Raw genomic sequence first — 20,665 nt, 5'->3', positions numbered from 1 at the left:
GACTATTGGTGAAGTTTGCCGTTGACCCACACGGCCTTGGTGGCGCGGTCATCGCCCATCATAATGGTGGGGAAAACAGCTTCCCAAATATTATCAGCGCGTGCGGACCGCTGGGCAATGGCGGGGGTTGAGGCAAGGTCAAGGACAACCAAATCGGCCTCCATCCCCACAGCAAGATTGCCGATTTTATCCGACAAATGCAGCACTTGTGACGAGCCACAGGTTGCCAGCCATAAAAGCTGAGCCGGGTGCAGGGCGTGGCCGTTAAGTTGGCTTAACTCGTAGGCGGCGGCCATCGTGCGCAACATTGAAAACGAGGATCCGCCGCCAATGTCAGTGGCGAGGCCAACGCGCTGCCCAGCGGCTTTCATCTGGGCCATTTGGAAAATGCCAGAGCCAATGAAGGTGTTTGATGTTGGGCAATGCACCAGGCCTGCGCCGACCTCGCGCAGGCGGTCTTGCTCGCGCTGGGTAAGATAGATTGCGTGGCCAAAAAGGGCGCGATCGCCCAACAGGCCATGGGCCTCGTAGGTATCAAGATAGTCGCGCGATTGCGGGAATAGCTCTTTGACCCACGCGATTTCTTCGTGTTGCTCGGAGATGTGGGTTTGCATCAAACAGTCTGGGTGCTCGGCCCAAAGCGCGCCCAAGGCGGCCAGTTGATCTGGTGTTGAGGTGGGGGAAAATCGCGGGGTGATGACATAGCCAAGCCGGTCCACACCGTGCCATTTTTCCAGCAGGGCTTTGCTGTCATCATAGGCTGATTGCGCGGTGTCGCGCAGATCATCTGGCGCGTTGCGGTCCATGCAGGTTTTGCCAGTGAGCGCGCGCAGGCCACGGGCTTGGGCGGCGCTAAAATATGCGTCCACGCTGGCGGGATGGATCGTGGCATAGCTGACGGAGGTGGTGGTGCCATTGGATAGGGCTATATCGAAGTAGCGATCTGCGATCTGGGTGGCATAGTCTGGATCGGCAAAGCGGGCCTCTTCGGGGAAGGTGTAGCTGTTGAGCCAGTCAATCAGCCGCTTGCCCCAACTGGCAATCATCGCGGTCTGCGGGTAGTGCAAATGCGCGTCAACAAAGCCCGCCATGATTAGCCCGTCGCCGTAATCTGTGACCTTCGCGCCTTGTGGGCGCGGGGCGCTATTGGCGGGGCCTGCGTATTTGACCAAGCCATTTTCAACAACAACGGCACCGTGTTGCTCGAAACGAGAGGCGTCGTTAATGGGGGCGCGAAACGGGTCGGCGTCGAAGCCCAGAGTTTGGCCCAGCAGGATTTGTGTGTTTGTGTTCATGGCACAATGAGTAGCGTGGCTGATGCGCGAAGGGAATTGCAGATTGCGCCTGTTGCTTTGCGTCATGCTTCGGTATGATTTGAACAATGTCCCTTTCTGAGCGCAGGAGCTTGTAGATCATGGCCGATGACCTGACCGATCTGCCGGACACCTCTGAGGGCGATTACAAACTGGAGCGTGGGCTGATTGGCGGCGTGCTTTCGGCCATTGAAGCGATGGATGCCATCGCGATCGACACGGTGTTAAACCCGCTGCACCCCGCCGACGTTGCCGATGTTCTGGAACAAATTAGCCCCGCAGAGCGCCGTGCGCTTTTGGGTCTGTGGTCCATGGGGATTGATGGCGACATCCTCTCGGAACTGGATGAAAATCTGCGCGAGGAGGTAATCGAGTTTCTGCCAAGCGGTGTGCTGTCTGAAGCCGTTCGCGAGATGGATTCCGACGATGTGGTGGATCTTGTCGAAGATCTGGAGGACGCGCAGCAAGAGATGATCCTCGACGCGCTAAAGGACGTTGACCGCGTTGCGATCGAGTTGGCGCTTAGCTACCCTGAGCACTCTGCTGGCCGGTTGATGCAGCGCGAACTGGTTGTTGCGCCAGAGCATTGGAATGTGGGCGATGCGATTGATTTCTTGCGTCGGGAAGATGATCTGCCAGAGCAATTCTACCACGTAATTTTGGTTGATCCGGGCTATCATCCGACAGCCCATGTGACCTTGGGAAAACTTCTGGGAAGTCCGCGGGACGTCAAGCTGACCTCAATTACTGAGGATAGTTTTCGCACCATTCCTGTGTCGCAACCCGAAGAAGACGTGGCCTACGCGTTCAACCAATACCACCTGATTTCGGCCCCCGTGGTGGACGAAGATGACCGTTTGGTGGGCGTCATTACCATCGACGACGCGATGGTTGTGCTCGATGATGAGGCCGAAGAAGACATCTTGCGTCTTGCCGGGGTCAGCGGCGAAGAAAGCCTGTCCGACCGCACCTTGGAGACCGTGCGCCAGCGTTTGCCTTGGTTGGGAGTGAACTTGCTCACGGCTATTTTGGCAAGTTTGGTTATTTCGCAGTTTTCACTCATTTTGGAGCAGATCGTGGCCTTGGCCGTGCTCATGCCAATCGTGGCCTCCATGGGGGGCAACGCGGGGACGCAATCGCTGACTGTGGCCGTGCGTTCCATGGCCACGAAAGACCTTACCGGGTCAAACGTGTGGCGCGTGGTGCGCCGTGAGGCGTTGGCGGGGCTGGTGAACGGGCTGATATTTGCGGCTGTGATGGGGATCGTGGGCGTTATCTGGTTTGGCACGCCGATGCTGGGGGTGGTGATTGCAATCGCCATGGTGGTCAACATGGTGGTCGCCGCTTTGGCGGGGATATTGATCCCTGTCGGGTTGGAAAAAGCCGGCGTTGATCCGGCGTTGGCCTCGGGGGCGTTCGTGACGACGGTGACTGACGTTGTTGGCTTTTTCGCCTTCCTTGGATTGGCGGCGATGTTGCTGGTCTAGGATTTACACTTAGCCTTTGGGCATTGTTAGCGTCACCGTGCGCCCGCCTTTGGTGTATTTCAACAGGCTTTCGCCAATAGCTGCAATCCGGCCGCCATCCACCCGGTCGCCTACACCCACTTTCTTAATGCGGCCGTTGGGCATGCGGACCAAGGCGCGGCGGTTGGAAGACGTGCCGAACACCCCGACCAGTGACACTTTCCCAAGGGCGATGGCGTTGTTATCCGTTGCTGCACGCGCCACCGATGCGCGGGTAGTTCCAGAAGGCGATGCACGGCTGGAGCGGGCCACTGCGGGGCCAGTAGCGCGTGAAATTGCCGCCGTAGAGGCCGCCGCCGCGGGGGTGGATTTCTTGGGCGTTGTCTTGCGCGCGCGGGCCACGACGCGGGCAAAATTGCGCGGGCGGGTGTTCGGGCGCACGGAGCGGGCCACTGCTTGTTTTGTTGGCTTGTCTAACTCGGCTTCGGCGGCGGCTTGTGCCGCGGCGCGGGCTTCGTCCTCTTTTGCCGTGGCGTCTGCTTCAGCCAAGGCGCGGGCAATGGCGGCTTTGCGTGCTTTGGCTTGGGCAGATGCAGGGCGTATTTGCGGGCGAATTTTGCCAAGCTCGTTATTGGTGCGCCCGCCCAAGGTGGCGCGCTCAAAGCGTTCTTGCAGGTCGGTAGGGCGTTGGCGCGGTGTAAACCCCGCGAGGCGGCTATCTGCAACTGGGGCGGCATCCTCCTCGGGGGTAATCGGCGTGTCCGTAGCGGTCTGCGCGTCTGTCGGGGCGTCCGGCACAAGGCCCTCAGGGCGCGGTCCCGGCACAAACGGCGGTTTGCCGAGGAAAACCATAATCCCATCAGGGTTGAGTGTGCCTTCCTTGGTCGGGCGCACAAGGCCGCGCGTGTCTAGGCTAAACAGGATCGACGCGGCAGGAGGGGCGGCGGGGACGGTAAAATCTAAGGCCCGCGCGGTGGCGTCAAAGCTGGCCAAAGCGGGCGCGTCTTCAAAGGCTATGCCGGGATCCAAGGTGCTATCATACAGGTCATCGAGGTCTTGTCGGGTCATTTCCGGGCGCAAATCGGGGGCCATTTGCCAAATTCCGGAGACCGCATAGGCGATTTCTGCCTCAGTTGTGGAGAGGCTTGATGGCGGCAGAATTTCTGGCTCCGGCGTCTCGGACTCTGCAATTTCTTCGGTTGTGGGGAAGGTGAAGATCTGATCACCAGACTGTTCAGGCCGAGAGGCAAGACGGTCGCCGGTCTCAAGCTCAGGTGTGAAGCTTGTTGTGTCAGCCGTGCTCGCCTGCTCGGCCTCCGGGGCGGCCCCACTAAGCAGGCGAGCCAATGTGTTGTCGGGCAGCAGATAGGACGACAGGGCGGCAAAAAGAAGCAAGGCTGCAATCAAGATCGCGGTCAGGATCAAGCCAAGATGGCGCGGTTTTCCTGCGGCTTGGCGTGCGGCCAATTCGGCAATGGGATCGGGTTTTTCTGCGATTAGCGTTTCAGATACCGGTGCCACAAAATCGTCCACGGGCGCTTCTTTGGCCGTGGGGCGTAGGGCGGAAAACCCCTTTTTAAAGGCGGTGGCCAGTCCTGAAGTCTTTTCAGGCTTAGGCTCGCGGGTCTTGGCAATCGCCTTCGCGACCGCAGGTGGTGGCGTGGTTCTGGGCGGCGCAATTGGTGCTGAAACTGGTGCTTCTGGTTTGGCTTTCGCCGTTTCTTTCGCCTTAGCACGGGATTTCACCTTTGGCGGTTTCTTGCTTGCTGGGGTCTTGCGCAGCTCTTCGGTCGGGACCGCGATACGTGGCGCGCGTGATGCGATCAGCTCGCCAGTTTGCGAGGCTGGCCCAAGGGTTGGACGCCGCCGTGACGAGAAAGCCGCAGGCGGCGTAACTGGCAGGTCCGGTTCTTGGGGCGGCCCGGCATTGACCTCAACCGTATTAACTTTTGGGGCAGGCGGGGTGTCGTCTGCTGTGTCTTCCGTGATCTCAGGCGAAGCAGGCGCGGGCTTTGATTGCTCGGTAAGTAAGGCCTTAGCCGCATCTTGCGACAGGATACGCACAGGCACATCGTCGGTGCCCAGACCTGCGCCGCCAACAGAGGGCATCGGGCCTAAATTCGGCTCGCCCTCGAAGTGGTCGGGGTCTGGAACTGTAGTGAATCCCACTGGGTTGAAGCCATAGGGACCGATGAAACCTTCGGCTTCTGCCAGAGTGTCGCGCGCGACGGCGACAACCTGCACCTCGGGGGGCGTGCCGGAAATGGCATAGCTAAGCTGGGCAGCGGTATAAGGCGTGCGCTCTTCTAGGGCGTGCTCAACATCACCCGCCAAGTCGCCGTCGACTATAATGGTGGCATAAAGCAATTGTGACGCGGGCAAGATCAGCTTGGTGGTGAAATTTGGGCCTTCAATCGCCTCGGCCTGATCGCGTAGCTGGGCCAAGGCCGCACCTAGGTCAGGGCTGTCGAGTGCCGCCGTCCCGATTTCCACCCAGCCAGCGCCCGAGGCGTGGCGGTGCAAAAGGACAATGCCGTCCTCCGACATGTTGAGGGCGAAATTTGGTCTCATGCGGGGTGTGCCATCTTGTCTAGTCTCATGTGATTGCAAGGGCAAAGCCTTAACAAGCCAAGGATATATCACATTGAGATTGGAAGAAAGTTAAACCGCCCCCTAAGCAGATACAGGGGGCGGAAAGGTTTTAAGATGTGGCTTTTGCGAGCGCTTGATCCAGATCTGCGATCAAATCCGCAACGTCCTCGGTGCCGATTGAGACGCGCACCATGTCCGGGCCGGCACCGGCAGCTTTTTGCTGCTCTGCGGTGAGCTGGCGGTGTGTGGTCGAGGCCGAGTGGATGATCAGTGAGCGGGTGTCGCCCAGATTGGCCACATGGGAGAAAATCTCTAGGCTATCGACCAGCTTAACGCAGGCCTCGTAGCCGCCTTTGATCGCGAAGGTGAACAAGCCACTGGCGCCTTTAGGGCAGACAGTTTTGGCGCGCTCAAAGTAGGGCGACGAGGGCAGGCCCGCATAGGTCACGGAGGCAATGCGCGGATCCGCCTCCAGCCACGCGGCGATCTTTTCGGCGTTCTCGACATGGCGATCCATGCGCAGGCTAAGGGTCTCGATCCCCATCAAGGTGTAATGCGCGGCCTGCGGGTTCATGGTCATGCCCAAGTCGCGCAGCCCGATGGCGATGCCGTGGAACGTGAAGGCCAGCGGGCCAAATGTCTCAGCGAATACAAGGCCATGGTACGCAGGCTCTGGCGCGCTGAGGGACGGAAATTTGCCCGATGCAGCCCAGTCAAACTTGCCGCTATCGACAACGCAGCCGCCCATTACAGTGCCATTGCCTGTGAGGTATTTGGTGGTGGAGTGGACGACCAATGTCGCGCCATGCTCAATCGGGCGGCACAGGTACGGCGTGGCGGTGGTGTTGTCGATGATCAGCGGAATGCCCGCGCCATCGGCCACATCGGCTACAGCACGCACATCCATGATATGGCCGCCGGGATTGGCAATCGCTTCGCCAAAAATTGCACGGGTGTTGTCGTCGATGGCTGCTTTCACCGCATCGAGGTCATCTATATCGACGAACTTGGCGTCCCAGCCAAAGCGTTTGATTGTTTGAGAGAACTGCGTGACCGAGCCGCCGTAAAGGCGGTTTGAGACCACGACGTTGCAGCCCGGTAGCATCAGCGGAAACAGCGCCATCAATTGCGCGGCGTGCCCTGACGAGCAACACACAGCCCCGACGCCGCCTTCAAGTGTGGCGATGCGTTCTTGCAGCACGGCAATGGTCGGGTTGGTCAGGCGCGAATAGATGTAGCCGACCTCTTGTAGGTTAAACAGCGCGGCGGCGTGCTCGGCATCGCGAAACACATAGGCGGTGGTTTGGTAAATCGGCGTTTGCCGTGCGCCCGTGGCAGGGTCAGGGCGTGCGCCCGCGTGGATTTGTAACGTGTCGAAGCCGTAATTTGGTGTGTCGGACATTTTGCTCTCCCTTGGTGTGTCGTTTGTTTGGAGCCTAGAGGGTTGGCAGTCGGGTCACAATGGTGTGTAGTCGGCGCTATGTTGACCCCATTTCACCTCGCCTACCATGTTACCGACCTTGAAGCCGCGCGCGCCTTTTATGGCGGGGTTTTGGGCTGCTCTGAGGGGCGCTCGACCGAGACTTGGGTGGATTTCAGCTTCTTTGGCCACCAATTGTCGCTGCATCTGGGGACGCCTTTTGCCAATGCGCTGACAGGTAAAGTTGGCGGTCACATGGTGCCAATGCCGCATTTGGGGCTGGTGTTGGGCTATGAGGACTGGCGTGCCTTGGCAGATCGGCTAGAGGGCGCGGGGACGCAATGGGTTCTGGCGCCATCCGTGCGCTTTGAGGGCGAGCCGGGCGAGCAATGGACGATGTTCTTCCGCGACCCATCGGGAAACCCAATTGAAATCAAAGGTTTTCGCGATTTGTCGGGCGTGTTTGCAAGCTAGCTTGGTCGGGCTGCATGGGCATGCCAGAGCTCAAAGCTTGGACGAGATAATGCCGGTGTTAAAGCCGCCTTTGCGCAATTCTTCAAACAGGCGTTGATACTCGATCTTTGGGCAGCGGTCTTGGATAACGGTTTTACCTGCGGCCTGCGCTTTGGTCGTGGCGTCCTCATGGGTGACGCCGATTTGCATCCAAATCGTGCGCAGGTTGGGCAGGACCTCAAGCGCTTCGTCCACAATGGCAGGCACAGCATCGGGGCGGCGAAAAATATCAACCATATCGACGGGCGCATCTTTGGGGATGTCGGATAGGCTGGCGACGATGGTTTGCCCGAACAGCACCTTGCCCGCTTGTCCGGGGTTGACCCCAATCACCGTAAACCCCTTGAGGGTCAGATAGCGCGCAACGAAATAGCTGGGGCGCACCGGATTGGTCGAGACGCCAACGCAGGCCACGATCTTGGTGCTTTGTAAAATCTGTCTCAGGTGTTCGTCAGAGTAATCCATAGGTGTTTTATGCGGTGATCTTTGAAGGGGGGCAAGGGCTGGTGCGTTGCACATAAAAATGCGCCCATGGAAGGGGAGCCATGGGCGCAGTTATGGAACGAGGGACAGTAAAACCGGGCGCGCTGTTCCAAAGCGTTGCCCATGCATAAGATGTGGGGGCGCTCAGCGGTGATTGCTACAATTCTTACAAAGATGTGAACAGGTTTAGTTGGAGCGTCCCACCGCGAACAGCGACACGGCGGCGGCGTTCGAGACATTGAGGGAGCCAAACTCACCAACCGGATCAATGCGAGCCAGCGTGTCGCAGGTCTCTTTGGTTTTGTCACGCAGGCCAGGGCCTTCTGCGCCCAGCACCAATGCGATGGGTTGATCTTGCGCGATGGCCTCCAGCGTGGTGTCGCCGGTTTCATCAAGGCCCACCAGCAGGTAGCCCATCTCTTGCAAGGCCTCCATCGTGGCGGCAAGGTTGCGAATGCGCAGATAGGGCTGGCGCTCCAATGCGCCGGAGGCTGTTTTGGCCAGCGCGCCGGTTTCGGGCGCGGAATGGCGTTGTGGCGCGATCACGGCGCGCGCGCCAAAGACTTCTGCCGAGCGCAGGATGGCCCCCACATTATGCGGATCAGTCACGCGGTCGAGCAAGATCACGCGAGAGTTCTTGCCGCGCGGCGCGCAGATCTCGGTTAGGTTGCCCCAATCCAGCGGCTTGACCTCCAAGGCGGCGCCCTGATGCACGGATTGCGGGTCAATCGGGGCGGCAAATTTGCGCGGATCGGAAATTTCAGGTTCCATCCCGGACTTGGCGATGTCTTCGGCCAGCCGGTCAGCGGCATTCTTGGTCACGACAAGGCGCAAGCGCTCGCGCAAAGGGTTGGACAGCGCATCACGCACGGCATGGATGCCAAAGAGCCAAACGGTCTCGGCGGCGGCGGCGCGGCGGTCGCGCTCTTTTTGGATGATCCATGCGGGTTTTTGCTGCTTCATATGGGGTCTAGATCATCTGGCGAAGAAAAGCGCAAGCGGATGGGTGTTTTCGTGTTGACGAGGGGCGGATTGACTAATATCCAGCGCTCCAGTGGGCGACAGGCCGCAAGGTGTGGCAGGAGACTGTAACTCTCTCGCGGAGACGCACGCCTGGTTCGATTCCAGGGTCGCCCACCACTTTTATCACACTGATAACGCTCACTTTCTCATCCGAGGGCATCCCCGCGCACCGTCTTTTTGGTGCTTTTGCCCTGTGAGATACAGAAGTGACAGTTAGAAAAATCCGTTATTTGTTAGAAGAACGCGGAGGCTACGACTCTCAGTGCGAGGGTCCGAAAGCGCTAGCTGGCTCATGCGCGAAATGGTTGCGCGTTAGGGCGTGCTAATGTGCGAGGCGAATAAGCCATGGCTCGCTTCGCCTAATTCCTTCCCAATATCGCCTTCAGGTAGGTCGCTATATTATAGCCCCGAGGTAGCTATATTTGTTGGCAAATATGGGGCCTTAGTCGATTTGCACATCCTTGCGCGTATAGCTGTGCTCCATGGTTGTCCCATCGTCGAACAACAGGTTGATCGTCACCGTTTGTAAGCTATCAAGCGGCGCGACGGCATAGGGCAGGTGGGTCTCCATTTTCAACGCCATAGGCGAGGCCTCATCGCGGTAGCAAGGCTCGCCCTCCCAAACCTGTAGGTCTCCGTTGTTGAATGAAAATCTGATTTGCTCAATCCCGCAACGATAGGTCAGCAAGGTCGTCATGTAGAGCAGATCTTGGCCCTCATAGGGGCGGATGGCGACCCATTGCGGGCGGATCAATTCCAAGATGGGCTTCACTTGTGCCGAGGTCGTGAACCCCTGAGCGGTGGCTGGCGATGCTAGGGGAAGAGGCAGGGCAAGGCCGAGGGCGAAAACGATGGATAAGGCACGCATGGTTTGGCTCCTGATTGGCGGGTTTTCGCCAGTATCGCGCGGATATGTGTTTTGATGCAAACAATTCCCAACTCGTTTCACAGATGGGTTCCGGCGCTTGGGAAATACATTTAAGATAGGTCCAAACTTGAAAGATAAATTGATATGGCCAAGAGCAGCAAACCCAAGACCAAAAAAGCAAAGGCCAAACCCGTGAAGTCGAAAGCGGCAGCCGGGGGCAAACCGGTGCTGAAGTCAGAGAAATTTAACCTGATGATGGTTGGCCAAGCGGGGCGGCTGCAATATGAGGCGCTGATACAGGTGGCCTCTTTGCGGCAGACGAACCCGAATTTTAAGGGGCGGGTGATTGTCGCCGAGCCACAGCCCAACCACCGTTGGGATACGGACCCGCGCATGAATAACCAAGACGTCCGTGCGGCGCTTGAGGCTTTGGGCGCGGAGATTTTGCCGTTTGAAAATAAGGTGTTTGGGTGCGGCTACCCCTATGGCAATAAGATCGAGGCGTTGCAGGTTTTGCCTGAGGACGAGCCGTTTTTATTCCTCGATACGGATACGTTAATAACCGGTGATTTGAGTAAAGTACCGTTTGATTTCAATCGCCCAACGGCCTCGATGAAGCGCGAGAACACATGGCCGCAGCAAGAATTATACGGGCCGACGTATAGCCAGATTTGGGGCTCGCTCTATACTAAGTTCGGGTTGGATTTTGAAAGCTCGCTGGATATGAGCCAGCCGGATGAGTACTGGCAGCGATACCTCTATTTTAATGCCGGATTTTTCTATTTTCGCTGCCCTAAAGAATTTGGAGATAAATTCTTGGACTACGCGCGCTTGATCCGCGACGAGCCTCCGGAAGAGTTGGTGTGTCAGGAAATGCGCCCATGGTTGGATCAGGTGGCCTTGCCCCTGACGATACACGCGCTGGGCGGTGGACGCGTGCCGGAAGTATCTGAGGCGTTGGATCACGATGTGACCTGCCATTATCGGGTGCTACCGCTGCTATATGCGCGCGAGCGTGACGAGGTGGTGCGGGTTTTGGAAGAGGTTTGCGCGCCTAACAAACTGAAGAAGGTGCTCAAGCAATATGAGCCGATCCGGCGGATGGTTTTTCAAAAGAAGGGCCATAAAGTGCGCGAAATGTTTGACCGCGATAACCTGCCGCGCCGCGAGCAAGCTTTGCGCAACCAGATCAAGCGCGCGAAGTTATGGATGCGGTAGTGTCGTTGGTTTGAGGGCTTGGCTGGCCGCCCCTCCGGGGGGAGTATTTTTGGCAAAAAGAAACTGTTTTGGTGGTGTCTAGTCTCGGGCGGCTTTCTCAGACAGGCCGGATTGGGCGGTGCGGGCTTGCAAAATTTCCATTACATCGCTGAGGGCCACGTCGCGTGCGGCGAGCATGACCAGTAGGTGGTAGAGCACATCGGCGGCCTCGTTGGTGAGGTTTTCGCGATCATCTTTGACGGCGGCGATGATGGCCTCGATGGCTTCTTCGCCAAATTTCTCGGCGCATTTTTCCGGGCCTTTGGAGAGCAGTTTTGCGGTCCAGCTGCTGTCAGGGTCGGCGGTTTTGCGCGCTGTGATGATGGCTTCTAGATCGTCTAGGGTCATGCGCCTATCCTCATGTGCAGTCCGGCCTTGGCCATATGGGCTTTGGCCTCGGCAATTGTGAAATCTCCGAAGTGAAAAATGGACGCCGCTAGAACTGCGTCAGCGCGCCCTTTGGTGACGCCCTCGACCAAGTGATCTAGCGTGCCGACGCCGCCCGATGCAATCACCGGAACCGCGACCGCATCCGCGATGGCGCGCGTTAGGGGCAGGTTGAAGCCCGCGCGTGTGCCGTCGCGGTCCATAGAGGTTAGCAAGATTTCGCCAGCACCTTTGGCAACCACGGTTTTGGCAAATTCCACTGCGTCGATGCCTGTGGATTTGCGCCCGCCATGGGTGAATATTTCCCACTTTCCGGGCGAGACGGTTTTTGCGTCAATCGCCACCACGATGCATTGCGACCCGAACCGGTTGGCAGCCTCGCGCACCACATCGGGGTTTGCTACGGCGGCGGAGTTGAAGCTTACTTTGTCTGCGCCAGCTAAAAGCAATTTGCGCACATCCTCATGGGTGCGCACACCGCCGCCCACTGTCAGGGGGATGTAGCAGGCCTCGGCCGTGCGGGTGACGACATCGAACATGGTGCCGCGATTTTCATGCGTGGCGTTGATATCGAGGAAGCACAACTCGTCCGCGCCCGCCGCGTCATAGGCTTTGGCGGCTTCAACAGGGTCGCCCGCGTCGATCAGGTCAACAAAGTTGATGCCTTTGACAACACGGCCGTCTTTGACGTCGAGGCAGGGAATGATGCGGGTTTTAAGCATTGAGGTGGCTCCGAATGACTGGCGCAGCTTTAGCGGCAATTGCGCGCCGATGCCAGAGACGTGATTGGCATCTTGCACGCTGATGCGGTGGTGTGACGTCATTCCATCTACTCATTTGCTCCGGAGGAGGTTATCCATGCGCCAATTAACCCTTTTACTTGCCCTAACAATGAGCCTTGCCATGCCCGCTGCTGCTGAGCTGATCGTCGTTAATACAGATAAATCCGTGCCAGAGGTTATGGATGCCCTAGAAGCTGCCGTAGGCAAAGCTGGTGCCACGGTTTTCGCGCGCGTCGACCACGAGAAAGGCGCGCAGAGTGTGGGTATGGAATTGCCGCCGTCTCAGGTGTTGATTTTTGGCAACCCAAAACTGGGCAATGCGGCAATGACTGCTGATATCCGTGCGGCGCTGTTTTTGCCGTTGAAAGTTGCGGCTTACGCATCGGGTGAGGGGGCGGTTTTGACCTATCAAGATCCCGCCGACATGTTTGGCGGCTTGGACATTGCGCCAGAGGCCGAGGTGGTCAAGAAAATGCAGGGCGCGCTGGCCAAACTGACCAACGCGGCTGCGAATTAAGCCTTTAACAGCTCCAACGCCTCTTTCAGGTCGATAGCGCCATCATAAAGTGCGCGGCCTGAAATTGCGCCATCCAGCGGTGCGCCCGTGGCTTTGAGGGCGCGCAAGTCATCCAGCGATGACACACCGCCAGAGGCAATCACCGGGATGGATACGGCGCGCGACAAGGCGGCTGTGGCCTCGACGTTGGGGCCCTGCATTGCGCCATCTCGGTTGATGTCGGTATAAATTAGCGCGGCCACGCCTGCATCTTCGAACTGGCGGGCCAGTTCGGTGACTTCGATGTCGGTTTCCTCGGCCCAACCGCGCGTTGCGACCATGCCATTGCGTGCGTCCAACCCGATAGCAACATGGCCGGGAAACGCACGCGCGGCTTCGCGCACCAGATCGGGGTTTTCAACCGCAACGGTGCCCAAAATTACGCGTGCGAGGCCTTTATCTAGCCAGCGTTCAATTGTTGCCATGTCGCGGATACCACCGCCAAGCTGTGCAGGTACATTTGTCTGCTCTAGGATTGCATCTACTGCCGCCCCATTGACTGGCTCGCCCGCAAATGCCCCGTTGAGATCAACCAAATGCAACCATTCGCACCCCGCATCTTGAAACGCCAATGCTTGGGCCGCTGGGTTGTCGTTAAAGACGGTGGCTTGCTCCATTTCACCTTTGTAGAGGCGGACGCAGTTGCCGTCTTTGAGGTCGATTGCAGGGTATAAAATCATGGGAGCGGACCTTTGATAGTGCAGTATTCGGGCGCTCTATTCCATATCCTCGCCCCAACGTCACGCTTGATTTATTGCCAATATGTAGCACGATAGGGTTAAATCAGGGAGGAAACTATGAAAACGCTTAAATTAGCAGCCGCTTTTGCGCTGGCTTTCGCGGGGCAGGCTATGGCCGATCCGGCAGAGGGTATCTGGAAAACGCAGGTGGATGACGGGGCTTACGCACATGTCACCATCAAGACCTGCGGTGCAGCCATTTGTGGCACAATATCGCGGACGTTCAATGCGTCTGGAGAGTACAAATCACCAAACCTTGGCAAGCAAATTGTGCGCTCGATGAAGCCAACAGGTGGGGGGCATTATGAAGGCAAGGTCTGGCGGCCCTCGAATGATAAAATATACGTTGGGAAAATCGACTTGGGGGGCAATAGCCTGAAGTTGGCAGGGTGTATCGCTGGCGGGTTGTTGTGCTCGAAACAGACTTGGACACGCCTCAAGTAAGAACAGATTAGCTAGAATTTTAGGAAAAGGCCGGGGCATTCTCCGGCCTTTTTTGATGCGCATTTACCAATTTTTATGGGGCATTGGGCCAGATTGTTTCCTGAGGCTAAACAATAGCCGGGCATCAGGAGGTAATAATGAAATTGGTTTTGGTTATAATCGGTGTTGGGCTTTTGGCCATGGGCTGTTCGCCCATCGAGATGGCTATCCCGCTCGCGGGCGCAGATGGGTGGATGCAAATCCTGTCAAACAGCGAAGCGCGCGGCGTGCCAGTTTTGGCCATGAACTGGTAAAAGCTAAGGGGTCCACCGCAAGAAGTTGGCGATCATCCGCAGGCCGGTGCTTTGGCTCTTTTCAGGGTGAAATTGCATACCGACCATGTTGTCGCGCCCAATAATGGCGGTGATGTCCCCGCCATATTCCACATGCGCCAAGCGATGTGCAGGATCCGCGACGCGAAAGCTGTAGGAGTGCACGAAATAGGCGTGATCGCCGCTTGAAATACCCTCGAGAACGGGGTGCCCTCGTTTTGTATCGTCCAAAATCAGGTCATTCCACCCCATGTGAGGTACTTTCAGGCTTGGGTCAGATGGCGTGATTTTTGCAATCTCGCCGCCGATCCAGTCAAAGCCTTTGGTGTCCTCATACTCACGTCCCCAGCTGGCCATCATTTGCATGCCGACACAAATCCCCATGAAGGGGCGCGCCTTGGTAATAGCGCCCTCTACGATGGCTTCAAACAAGGCTGCACGGTCGCGGGTTAACGCATCACGGCAGGCGGGGAACGCGCCATCACCGGGCAACACAATGCGATCAGCACGCGCCACATCTTCGGGGCGCGAGGACACGATAACCTCGCCGCCGCCCACCTCAGTGGACATGCGCTGAAATGCTTTCTCGGCAGAGTGAAGATTGCCGCTGTCGTAATCGACGAGGACGGTCAGCATGAAAGGTCTCCGATTGGATCAGGTAGGGCCCAAGAAAACGTCTAAAGCGTTCCCTTGGTGGAGGGGATCGCGTCCGCTTTGCGCGGGTCAGTTTCTACCGCATTGCGCAATGCGCGCGCGACGGATTTGAATGCCGCCTCGACAATGTGGTGGCTGTTGAAGCCGTGAATTTGGTCAATATGCAAGGTGATGCCGCCATGCGTCGAGAACGCTTGGAAGAATTCGCGCACCAATTCGGTGTCAAACATGCCGATTTTTTGGGTCGGAATATCCAAGTTACAGATCAGGAACGGGCGTGCTGACAGGTCCAACGCACAACGCACCTGTGCATCATCCATCGCTAAATGGCATTCGCCATAGCGTCGAATGCCGCGTTTGTCGCCCAAAGCCTTAGCCAATGCTTGGCCCAAAGCGATGCCTGTATCCTCGACCGTGTGGTGGTCGTCGATGTGCAGATCACCCTTGGCACGAACTGTCATATCAATCAGCGCATGGCGGGCCAACTGATCCAGCATGTGGTCAAAGAACCCAACGCCAGTTTGGTTGTCATAGCTGCCTGATCCGTCGAGATTGATCTCAACCGAAATTTCAGTTTCAGCCGTGCTGCGTGTGATTTTTGCGGTCCGCATGGCATGCTCCTTTGACGCGTTGGCTGCCTTATACGCAGGCCAGTGGCGCGCGCCAAGGGGGCGCGGTCTGCGGCATGGGGAATGTCGCGAAAATGACGCCTAGCGTTGTACGCTTGCGGGTGCGTTAAAATTCTTGTTCCATAGATCCGAGCAATTTTGAATATGGGAAATGATAATGCAAATCTTAGTGGCGGGCGCGGGAATCGTCGGCATATCATGCGCTATCTGGCTGCAACGCGCGGGGTATTCGGTCACAGTTGTGGACCGCGAAGGCCCTGCAAGTGGCACCAGCCACGGCAATGCAGGCGTTTTGGCGGCGGGCGCGGTTGTGCCGGTCAGCGTGCCGGGCCTCATGCGCAAAGCACCGGGCATGTTGCTGGATGGCGATGCGCCCTTGTTTTTGCGTTGGGGATATTTACCCAAACTATTGCCGTTTCTTACTAAATATCTGGGCTATGCCACGGATGCGCATGTTGATCATTACGCACGCTCCATGTCGATGTTGCTGCATGACAGCGTCGAGCAGCACCGTGCATTGGCCGCAGGCACTGGGGCGGAAAAATACATCACCGACGAGGATTATTGCTTTGGCTATTCAACGCATGCGGCATTTGAGGCCGATGGGTATGGCTGGGGCAAACGCAAAGCGGCAGGTGTTAAATACGAGGTCGTGCGTGGCGCAGATTACGCCCAATATGATCCAGTTTACGGCGCCGCATTCGAGACGGTTGTACGCTGCAAAAATCATGGCCGAATTTCCGATCCCGGCGCTTATGTAAGGGCGCTGGCAGATCATTTCACAGCCCAAGGCGGTACAATCCAAATTGCACAAATCACGGATATTGACGTGGAGGACGGCAATTTGCGTGCCCTTCACACCAGCGAGGGGATGATGCGCGCCGATCATATTGTCTTTGCAATGGGACCTTGGTCGAAAGAAATTGCTCATAAATTAGGCGTTAAAGTCCCGTTCGAGAGCGAGCGTGGTTATCATCTTGAATTTAATAACCCCTCATTCATGCCCAAATCCCCGATGATGGTGGCCTCGGGGAAATTTGTTATCACTCCGATGGATGGCCGCATCAGGGCCGCGGGGGTGGTCGAATTTGGTGGGCTTAAGGCTGGTCCCAGCACTGCGCCTTTTGCGTTATTGAAGCGTCAAGTTGCAGCAATATTGCCCGATTTACGCTATGAGGGCGAGGTGGTCGAGTGGATGGGACATCGACCCGCGCCCGCCGATAGCTTGCCCCTTATTGGGGCAAATGATGCGGCGGGAAAAAGTTATAGCGCCTTTGGACATCAACACGTTGGATTGACAGGCGGCCCGAAAACGGGTCGGATAATCGCGGACCTGATCGCAGGCAAGGCCACTAATCTGGACCTCGCCGCGTTCGACCCTAAAAAATACACCTCGTATAAGCGGGGATAAAACCTGGGAGACTATCTTGATGACAACATTTACAAAATTCGCAGTCGCGGCCCTTAGCGGCACCGTTGCCGCCACCGCTGCTATGGCCGATGGCCACGCGCAGGCTTGGGATATGCCGATGGCCTATTCCGCGACCAACTTTCACTCCGAGCAAGGCGTGATCTTTGCCGATAAAGTACGCGACTACACCAAAGGCGCGATTGATATCACCGTGCATCCGGGCGGCTCGCTGTTTGGCGGTGGCGATATCAAACGCGCCATCCAAACCGGCCAAGTCCCGATTGGCGAGCGTTTTATGTCCGCTCACGCCAACGAGGCCCCGCTTTTGGGCTGGGACAACCTGCCATTTGTCGCCACCAGCTACGCTGATAACGCAAAATTGTGGGAAGCCGCGCGCGAAAGTGTAAACACGCAATTGGCCGATCTGAACCTTGTGGCGCTCTATTCGTGCCCATGGCCGGGCCAAGGGTTCTACTTCAACAAAGAGGTAAATTCCTCTGCTGATACGCAAGGCGTCAAGTTCCGCTCGTACAACTCCGCCACCGCAACATTTGCCGAAGAATTGGGCATGATCCCCGTACAGATCGAGGCCGCTGAACTTAGCCAAGCCTTGGCAACGGGCGTGGCGTCGGCGTTCATCTCGTCGGGCTCAACTGGCTACGACCGCAAAGTTTGGGAGCATCTGTCACACTACTACAAAGTTAACGCATGGCTGCCACGCAACTATGTGATGGTGAACTCGCAGGTCTGGGAAGGGCTGGATGGCGAGCTGCAAGCAAGCATCCAAAAAGCCGCTGACGAGACGTCTGCGTCTTGCGCTGCCAAATCTGAAGAACTGTCCGGCTTCTACTTTGACGAGTTGGCCAAAAACGGCATGACCGTCACCGATGCAGGCCCAGAATTCTTGGCCGAGTTGGAAGCGATTGGCAAAAAGATGACGGCTGACTGGCTGGCAACTTCGGGTGATGCAGGTCAAGCAATCTTGGACGCTTATAACGCCAACTAGGCGTTTCCTGACATGATTTAGGCTGGCCGCGATACACGCGCGGCCAGCCTTTTGCGACCTTTGGTCGTGGCTCTTAAGGATACTGATATGCGCGACTGGTCCCCGGTTCTAGGGCTACCCCTTTGGGTGTGGCTCTTTGTATTTCCGACATTTCTAGCCTTGATTTGCCTTTTCGCAGGTCCGCGTCTGGAGCATGTTTTGCGCCCTCTATGGCGATGGTTGGATCGGTTGTATTTTGCCAGCGGGGCAATCTCGGCGTGCTTCATGGTTACTATTTTGGCGCTGATTGTGGCGCAAATGGTGGCGCGCTGGATCGGTGTGGCGCTGCCCGGAATGACCGAGTTCGCAGGCTACGCCATGGCCGCGACCTCATTTTTCGCACTAGCGCATGCCTTGACGCGTGGCGCGCATATCCGCGTGTCGATCATCTTGAATATGAATAAGTTTCTTAATCGCTGGCTGGACGTTTTTGCAGTGTTCGCCTCGGCGGTGATCGCTACTTATTTTGCCAGATATGCGATTAAAACCAACATCTTCTCGGAAATGTTGAATGACCGCACACAAGGCCAAGATCAAATCCCCGACTGGCTGGTGAAGCTGTTCACCTTGCCCTCAAAACTGCCAACGGAATGGGCGTCCACCATGGCCGAGAGCACGGATAAGCTGGTCTACACCCCCGTTTGGATCCCGCAGCTTTCCATGTCGATTGGCACGGTCCTGTTGGCGATCGCACTTTGGGATACGCTGTGTCGCATGTTGGTGACGGGCGTAAATCCGATCGTGTCGGAGGCAGTCGAATGATTGAAGCATCCGCAACACTGGTTTTCCTATTCGTCCTTTTTGCACTGCTTGGCAGCTCGATCTGGATCGGCCTTGCGTTGATGGGCGTGGCGTGGGTCGGGCTAGAGCTGTTCACCACCCGCCCGGCAGGCGATGCGATGATCACCATCATCTGGACAGGGGCCAGCAGCTGGACGCTAACCGCCTTGCCGCTGTTTATCTGGATGGGCGAAATCTTGTATCGAACGCGCCTTAGCCAAGATATGTTTCGCGGCCTTGCCCCTTGGATGCGCTGGCTTCCGGGCGGTTTGCTGCACACCAATATTGCGGGCTGCACAATCTTTGCCGCTGTATCGGGATCATCTGCCGCGACACTAACCACGGTTGGTAAAATGTCGATCCCAGAGCTGCGTAAACGCGGCTATCCGGAATATATGATCGTGGGCACATTGGCGGGCGCTGCAACGCTCGGCCTGATGATCCCGCCCTCGCTGACATTGATTGTCTACGGCGTCTCGATCAACGAGAGCATCATCAAATTATTCATGGCGGGCATCTTGCCGGGCCTTGTTTTGGCGACGCTGTTTATGTCCTATATCGTGGCGTGGCACTACCTGCGCCCGCATGAGCGCCCCGAGCCAGAGCCCTCCATGAGCTTGCGCGAAATGATCTCCGAGAGCCGCTTTTTGGTGCCGGTCTTGATGCTCGTTTTCGCCGTTATTGGATCGATGTATTTCGGCTGGGCGACCGCCACCGAGGCCGCTGCCGTGGGCGTGATTGGCTCGCTAACCTTGGCGGCATTCCAGCGCTCGTTAACCTTTGATGCCTTTTTCGAGAGCCTGATGGGCGCGACGCGAACCTCCGCGATGATTGCGCTTATCTTGATGGGGGCGGCGTTCTTGTCGCTGTCCATGGGCTTTACCGGCCTGCCACGCGCAATGGCGGCATGGATCGACGGCATGGATTTATCCCCGGTCACCCTGATCATCGCGTTAACGGTATTCTACATCGTGCTGGGCATGTTCTTGGATGGGATTTCATCCGTAGTGCTGACCATGGCCATCGTGGAGCCGATGATCCGCCAAGCGGGCATCGACGTGATTTGGTTCGGTATCTTCATCGTTGTGGTGGTGGAAATGGCGCAAGTGACGCCGCCCATCGGGTTCAACTTGTTCGTGCTGCAAGGCATGACCAAGCACGAGATCGGCTACATCTCCAAGACCGCAATCCCGATGGTATTGTTGATGCTGTTGATGGTGGTGATTTTGGTCGCATGGCCGCAATTGGCCACGTGGTTGCCCAATAATGTGCGCGGCTAGCCCATGCGCCCTGCGCTGAGCGTGCTGCAACTTGATACGCATTTCCCGCGTGTGCCGGGGGATGTGGCATGCCCACAAACGTACACTGCTCAGATCGAGGTTTTGCGCGTGCCAAATGCCAGTGTCGGCAAGATTGTCACCGCACGCCCGGACCTGATTGATATAGCCCCGTTCGAGCAGGCACTAGAGCAGGCGCGCGGCGATATTGTCGTGACCTCTTGCGGGTTTTTGATCTATTGGCAGGACCATCTGGCGGCAATTGCGCAGCGACGAGGGCAGGTGTTTATCAGCTCATCACTAGTGGCATTGGACCGAATATCGCGGCGGTTTTCCCCTGAAGAGGTCGTGATACTAACCTATGATAGTGACTGCCTGTCTGCGCGCCACTTTGGCAAATACGACAATTTTCGGGCGTCTGTGATTGGCTTGCCTGAAGCCAGTCACCTACGTCGCGTCATTTCCGGGGACCACCCGCACCTTGATGCGGGGCGTGCAAACGAAGAGGTCTCGGCGTTGATCCACAAACGTCAAAACCCCAAGCATATATTACTCGAATGCACAAATCTGCCGCCCTATAAGCGCGCTTTGAGGTTGAAAACCAAGGCAAGTGTTTCGGATATTTTGACAGAAATTGAAAGCCTCCGACCAAATACAGTGTGTCCAGATTACAATTAGATGAGCTCTAATTTCGTGTATTGTTTCTTAGAATTT

At 57.0% G+C, this 20,665-nt stretch carries 22 protein-coding genes and 1 tRNA gene; 12 read left to right on the top strand and 11 right to left on the bottom strand.

Annotation, left to right across the window (positions count from 1 at the left end):
• Positions 1 to 2 precede the first annotated feature (2 nt).
• Complete coding sequence (gene guaD / locus AC3Y7R_RS07470) at positions 3 to 1,295, bottom strand: guanine deaminase (protein ID WP_490041395.1); 1,293 nt, start codon at positions 1,293 to 1,295, stop codon at positions 3 to 5.
• Between the two features lie 119 nt (positions 1,296 to 1,414).
• On the opposite strand from guaD, the gene mgtE reads away from it, so the two are divergent.
• Complete coding sequence (mgtE, locus tag AC3Y7R_RS07465; protein WP_490041394.1) at positions 1,415 to 2,800, top strand: magnesium transporter; 1,386 nt, start codon at positions 1,415 to 1,417, stop codon at positions 2,798 to 2,800.
• A gap of 9 nt (positions 2,801 to 2,809) precedes the next feature.
• On the opposite strand, the gene AC3Y7R_RS07460 is transcribed toward mgtE, so the two are convergent.
• Together AC3Y7R_RS07460 and AC3Y7R_RS07455 are read right to left on the bottom strand one after the other, a co-directional pair.
• Entirely contained in the window at positions 2,810 to 5,350 is a 2,541-nt protein-coding gene (locus tag AC3Y7R_RS07460; RefSeq protein ID WP_490041393.1) for a hypothetical protein, read from the bottom strand.
• A 130-nt stretch (positions 5,351 to 5,480) separates the two neighbouring features.
• Positions 5,481 to 6,773 carry an O-acetylhomoserine aminocarboxypropyltransferase/cysteine synthase family protein gene (locus AC3Y7R_RS07455; protein WP_490041392.1) on the bottom strand — a complete coding sequence of 431 codons (1,293 nt, stop codon included), beginning with the start codon at positions 6,771 to 6,773 and terminating at the stop codon, positions 5,481 to 5,483.
• Positions 6,774 to 6,851: 78 nt separating this feature from the next.
• Between AC3Y7R_RS07455 and AC3Y7R_RS07450 the strand changes: the two genes are divergently transcribed.
• Positions 6,852 to 7,265 (top strand): VOC family protein, encoded by a 414-nt coding sequence (locus AC3Y7R_RS07450; RefSeq protein WP_490041391.1) that lies wholly within the window; start codon positions 6,852 to 6,854, stop codon positions 7,263 to 7,265.
• Between the two features lie 30 nt (positions 7,266 to 7,295).
• Here the strand turns inward: AC3Y7R_RS07450 and AC3Y7R_RS07445 are convergent, their stop codons facing one another.
• Together AC3Y7R_RS07445 and rlmB are read right to left on the bottom strand one after the other, a co-directional pair.
• Positions 7,296 to 7,769: a CoA-binding protein gene (locus AC3Y7R_RS07445; RefSeq protein WP_490041390.1), complete on the bottom strand. Its 474-nt coding sequence runs from the start codon at positions 7,767 to 7,769 to the stop codon at positions 7,296 to 7,298.
• A 204-nt stretch (positions 7,770 to 7,973) separates the two neighbouring features.
• A complete protein-coding gene (rlmB, locus tag AC3Y7R_RS07440; protein ID WP_490041389.1) occupies positions 7,974 to 8,750 on the bottom strand; it encodes a 23S rRNA (guanosine(2251)-2'-O)-methyltransferase RlmB in 777 nt (258 codons plus the stop codon).
• Positions 8,751 to 8,843: 93 nt separating this feature from the next.
• Between rlmB and AC3Y7R_RS07435 the strand changes: the two genes are divergently transcribed.
• A tRNA-Tyr gene (locus AC3Y7R_RS07435) sits at positions 8,844 to 8,927 on the top strand.
• Positions 8,928 to 9,252: 325 nt separating this feature from the next.
• Here AC3Y7R_RS07435 and AC3Y7R_RS07430 read toward each other — a convergent pair.
• A complete protein-coding gene (locus tag AC3Y7R_RS07430; RefSeq protein ID WP_490041388.1) occupies positions 9,253 to 9,678 on the bottom strand; it encodes a hypothetical protein in 426 nt (141 codons plus the stop codon).
• A gap of 252 nt (positions 9,679 to 9,930) precedes the next feature.
• Between AC3Y7R_RS07430 and AC3Y7R_RS07425 the strand changes: the two genes are divergently transcribed.
• Positions 9,931 to 10,896 (top strand): hypothetical protein, encoded by a 966-nt coding sequence (locus AC3Y7R_RS07425; protein WP_490041417.1) that lies wholly within the window; start codon positions 9,931 to 9,933, stop codon positions 10,894 to 10,896.
• A 78-nt stretch (positions 10,897 to 10,974) separates the two neighbouring features.
• Here AC3Y7R_RS07425 and AC3Y7R_RS07420 read toward each other — a convergent pair whose 3' ends face one another.
• Positions 10,975 to 11,283, bottom strand: a complete 309-nt coding sequence (locus tag AC3Y7R_RS07420) for a phosphoribosyl-ATP diphosphatase (protein WP_490041387.1) — start codon at positions 11,281 to 11,283, stop codon at positions 10,975 to 10,977.
• On the bottom strand, positions 11,280 to 12,044 hold the full coding sequence (gene hisF / locus AC3Y7R_RS07415; RefSeq protein WP_490041416.1) for an imidazole glycerol phosphate synthase subunit HisF: 765 nt from the start codon (positions 12,042 to 12,044) through the stop codon (positions 11,280 to 11,282). The genes AC3Y7R_RS07420 and hisF overlap by 4 nt, the downstream gene beginning before the upstream one ends.
• 136 nt (positions 12,045 to 12,180) lie before the next feature.
• On the opposite strand from hisF, the gene AC3Y7R_RS07410 reads away from it, so the two are divergent.
• Positions 12,181 to 12,621, top strand: coding sequence for a DUF302 domain-containing protein (locus tag AC3Y7R_RS07410; RefSeq protein ID WP_490041386.1), 441 nt, complete (start codon positions 12,181 to 12,183; stop codon positions 12,619 to 12,621).
• Here AC3Y7R_RS07410 and hisA read toward each other — a convergent pair.
• A complete protein-coding gene (hisA, locus tag AC3Y7R_RS07405; protein WP_490041385.1) occupies positions 12,618 to 13,340 on the bottom strand; it encodes a 1-(5-phosphoribosyl)-5-[(5-phosphoribosylamino)methylideneamino]imidazole-4-carboxamide isomerase in 723 nt (240 codons plus the stop codon). The genes AC3Y7R_RS07410 and hisA overlap by 4 nt on opposite strands.
• Positions 13,341 to 13,457: 117 nt before the next feature.
• On the opposite strand from hisA, the gene AC3Y7R_RS07400 reads away from it, so the two are divergent.
• Positions 13,458 to 13,844, top strand: coding sequence for a DUF2147 domain-containing protein (locus tag AC3Y7R_RS07400; RefSeq protein WP_490041384.1), 387 nt, complete (start codon positions 13,458 to 13,460; stop codon positions 13,842 to 13,844).
• A 137-nt stretch (positions 13,845 to 13,981) separates the two neighbouring features.
• Positions 13,982 to 14,137 carry a hypothetical protein gene (locus tag AC3Y7R_RS07395; protein WP_490041383.1) on the top strand — a complete coding sequence of 52 codons (156 nt, stop codon included), beginning with the start codon at positions 13,982 to 13,984 and terminating at the stop codon, positions 14,135 to 14,137.
• A gap of 3 nt (positions 14,138 to 14,140) precedes the next feature.
• Here AC3Y7R_RS07395 and hisH read toward each other — a convergent pair whose 3' ends face one another.
• Positions 14,141 to 14,791, bottom strand: coding sequence for an imidazole glycerol phosphate synthase subunit HisH (gene hisH, locus AC3Y7R_RS07390; protein WP_490041382.1), 651 nt, complete (start codon positions 14,789 to 14,791; stop codon positions 14,141 to 14,143).
• Positions 14,792 to 14,832: 41 nt separating this feature from the next.
• Complete coding sequence (gene hisB, locus AC3Y7R_RS07385; protein ID WP_490041381.1) at positions 14,833 to 15,420, bottom strand: imidazoleglycerol-phosphate dehydratase HisB; 588 nt, start codon at positions 15,418 to 15,420, stop codon at positions 14,833 to 14,835.
• A gap of 169 nt (positions 15,421 to 15,589) precedes the next feature.
• Between hisB and AC3Y7R_RS07380 the strand changes: the two genes are divergently transcribed.
• From AC3Y7R_RS07380 to AC3Y7R_RS07360, 5 genes are all read left to right on the top strand, one after another.
• A complete protein-coding gene (locus tag AC3Y7R_RS07380; protein WP_490041380.1) occupies positions 15,590 to 16,849 on the top strand; it encodes an NAD(P)/FAD-dependent oxidoreductase in 1,260 nt (419 codons plus the stop codon).
• A gap of 19 nt (positions 16,850 to 16,868) precedes the next feature.
• Positions 16,869 to 17,855: a TRAP transporter substrate-binding protein gene (locus AC3Y7R_RS07375; protein ID WP_490041379.1), complete on the top strand. Its 987-nt coding sequence runs from the start codon at positions 16,869 to 16,871 to the stop codon at positions 17,853 to 17,855.
• Between the two features lie 87 nt (positions 17,856 to 17,942).
• Positions 17,943 to 18,656, top strand: coding sequence for a TRAP transporter small permease (locus tag AC3Y7R_RS07370; protein WP_490041378.1), 714 nt, complete (start codon positions 17,943 to 17,945; stop codon positions 18,654 to 18,656).
• On the top strand, positions 18,653 to 19,954 hold the full coding sequence (locus tag AC3Y7R_RS07365; protein WP_490041377.1) for a TRAP transporter large permease: 1,302 nt from the start codon (positions 18,653 to 18,655) through the stop codon (positions 19,952 to 19,954). Before AC3Y7R_RS07370 ends, AC3Y7R_RS07365 begins: the two co-directional genes overlap by 4 nt.
• Before the next feature lie 3 nt (positions 19,955 to 19,957).
• Positions 19,958 to 20,629, top strand: coding sequence for an aspartate/glutamate racemase family protein (locus AC3Y7R_RS07360; protein WP_490041376.1), 672 nt, complete (start codon positions 19,958 to 19,960; stop codon positions 20,627 to 20,629).
• Positions 20,630 to 20,665: the final 36 nt, after the last annotated feature.

Source organism: Litoreibacter sp., from assembly GCF_058136045.1.
The sequence above is the reverse complement of the archived record's forward strand: the minus strand, read 5'-3'. Positions and strand labels throughout refer to the sequence as shown.

Bases quoted from the DNA above. Each gene is read 5' to 3' on its own strand.
- guaD (WP_490041395.1), bottom strand. From the start codon at position 1,295: ATGAACACAAACACACAAATCCTGCTGGGCCAAACTCTGGGCTTCGAC.
- hisB (WP_490041381.1), bottom strand. From the start codon at position 15,420: ATGCGGACCGCAAAAATCACACGCAGCACGGCTGAAACTGAAATTTCG.
- AC3Y7R_RS07380 (WP_490041380.1), top strand. From the start codon at position 15,590: ATGATAATGCAAATCTTAGTGGCGGGCGCGGGAATCGTCGGCATATCA.
- AC3Y7R_RS07375 (WP_490041379.1), top strand. From the start codon at position 16,869: ATGACAACATTTACAAAATTCGCAGTCGCGGCCCTTAGCGGCACCGTT.
- rlmB (WP_490041389.1), bottom strand. From the start codon at position 8,750: ATGAAGCAGCAAAAACCCGCATGGATCATCCAAAAAGAGCGCGACCGC.
- AC3Y7R_RS07430 (WP_490041388.1), bottom strand. From the start codon at position 9,678: ATGCGTGCCTTATCCATCGTTTTCGCCCTCGGCCTTGCCCTGCCTCTT.
- AC3Y7R_RS07420 (WP_490041387.1), bottom strand. From the start codon at position 11,283: ATGACCCTAGACGATCTAGAAGCCATCATCACAGCGCGCAAAACCGCC.
- AC3Y7R_RS07400 (WP_490041384.1), top strand. From the start codon at position 13,458: ATGAAAACGCTTAAATTAGCAGCCGCTTTTGCGCTGGCTTTCGCGGGG.
- AC3Y7R_RS07370 (WP_490041378.1), top strand. From the start codon at position 17,943: ATGCGCGACTGGTCCCCGGTTCTAGGGCTACCCCTTTGGGTGTGGCTC.
- AC3Y7R_RS07425 (WP_490041417.1), top strand. From the start codon at position 9,931: ATGATGGTTGGCCAAGCGGGGCGGCTGCAATATGAGGCGCTGATACAG.
- AC3Y7R_RS07365 (WP_490041377.1), top strand. From the start codon at position 18,653: ATGATTGAAGCATCCGCAACACTGGTTTTCCTATTCGTCCTTTTTGCA.
- mgtE (WP_490041394.1), top strand. From the start codon at position 1,415: ATGGCCGATGACCTGACCGATCTGCCGGACACCTCTGAGGGCGATTAC.
- hisA (WP_490041385.1), bottom strand. From the start codon at position 13,340: ATGATTTTATACCCTGCAATCGACCTCAAAGACGGCAACTGCGTCCGC.
- AC3Y7R_RS07455 (WP_490041392.1), bottom strand. From the start codon at position 6,773: ATGTCCGACACACCAAATTACGGCTTCGACACGTTACAAATCCACGCG.
- AC3Y7R_RS07360 (WP_490041376.1), top strand. From the start codon at position 19,958: ATGCGCCCTGCGCTGAGCGTGCTGCAACTTGATACGCATTTCCCGCGT.
- AC3Y7R_RS07450 (WP_490041391.1), top strand. From the start codon at position 6,852: ATGTTGACCCCATTTCACCTCGCCTACCATGTTACCGACCTTGAAGCC.
- hisF (WP_490041416.1), bottom strand. From the start codon at position 12,044: ATGCTTAAAACCCGCATCATTCCCTGCCTCGACGTCAAAGACGGCCGT.
- AC3Y7R_RS07395 (WP_490041383.1), top strand. From the start codon at position 13,982: ATGAAATTGGTTTTGGTTATAATCGGTGTTGGGCTTTTGGCCATGGGC.
- hisH (WP_490041382.1), bottom strand. From the start codon at position 14,791: ATGCTGACCGTCCTCGTCGATTACGACAGCGGCAATCTTCACTCTGCC.
- AC3Y7R_RS07460 (WP_490041393.1), bottom strand. From the start codon at position 5,350: ATGAGACCAAATTTCGCCCTCAACATGTCGGAGGACGGCATTGTCCTT.
- AC3Y7R_RS07445 (WP_490041390.1), bottom strand. From the start codon at position 7,769: ATGGATTACTCTGACGAACACCTGAGACAGATTTTACAAAGCACCAAG.
- AC3Y7R_RS07410 (WP_490041386.1), top strand. From the start codon at position 12,181: ATGCGCCAATTAACCCTTTTACTTGCCCTAACAATGAGCCTTGCCATG.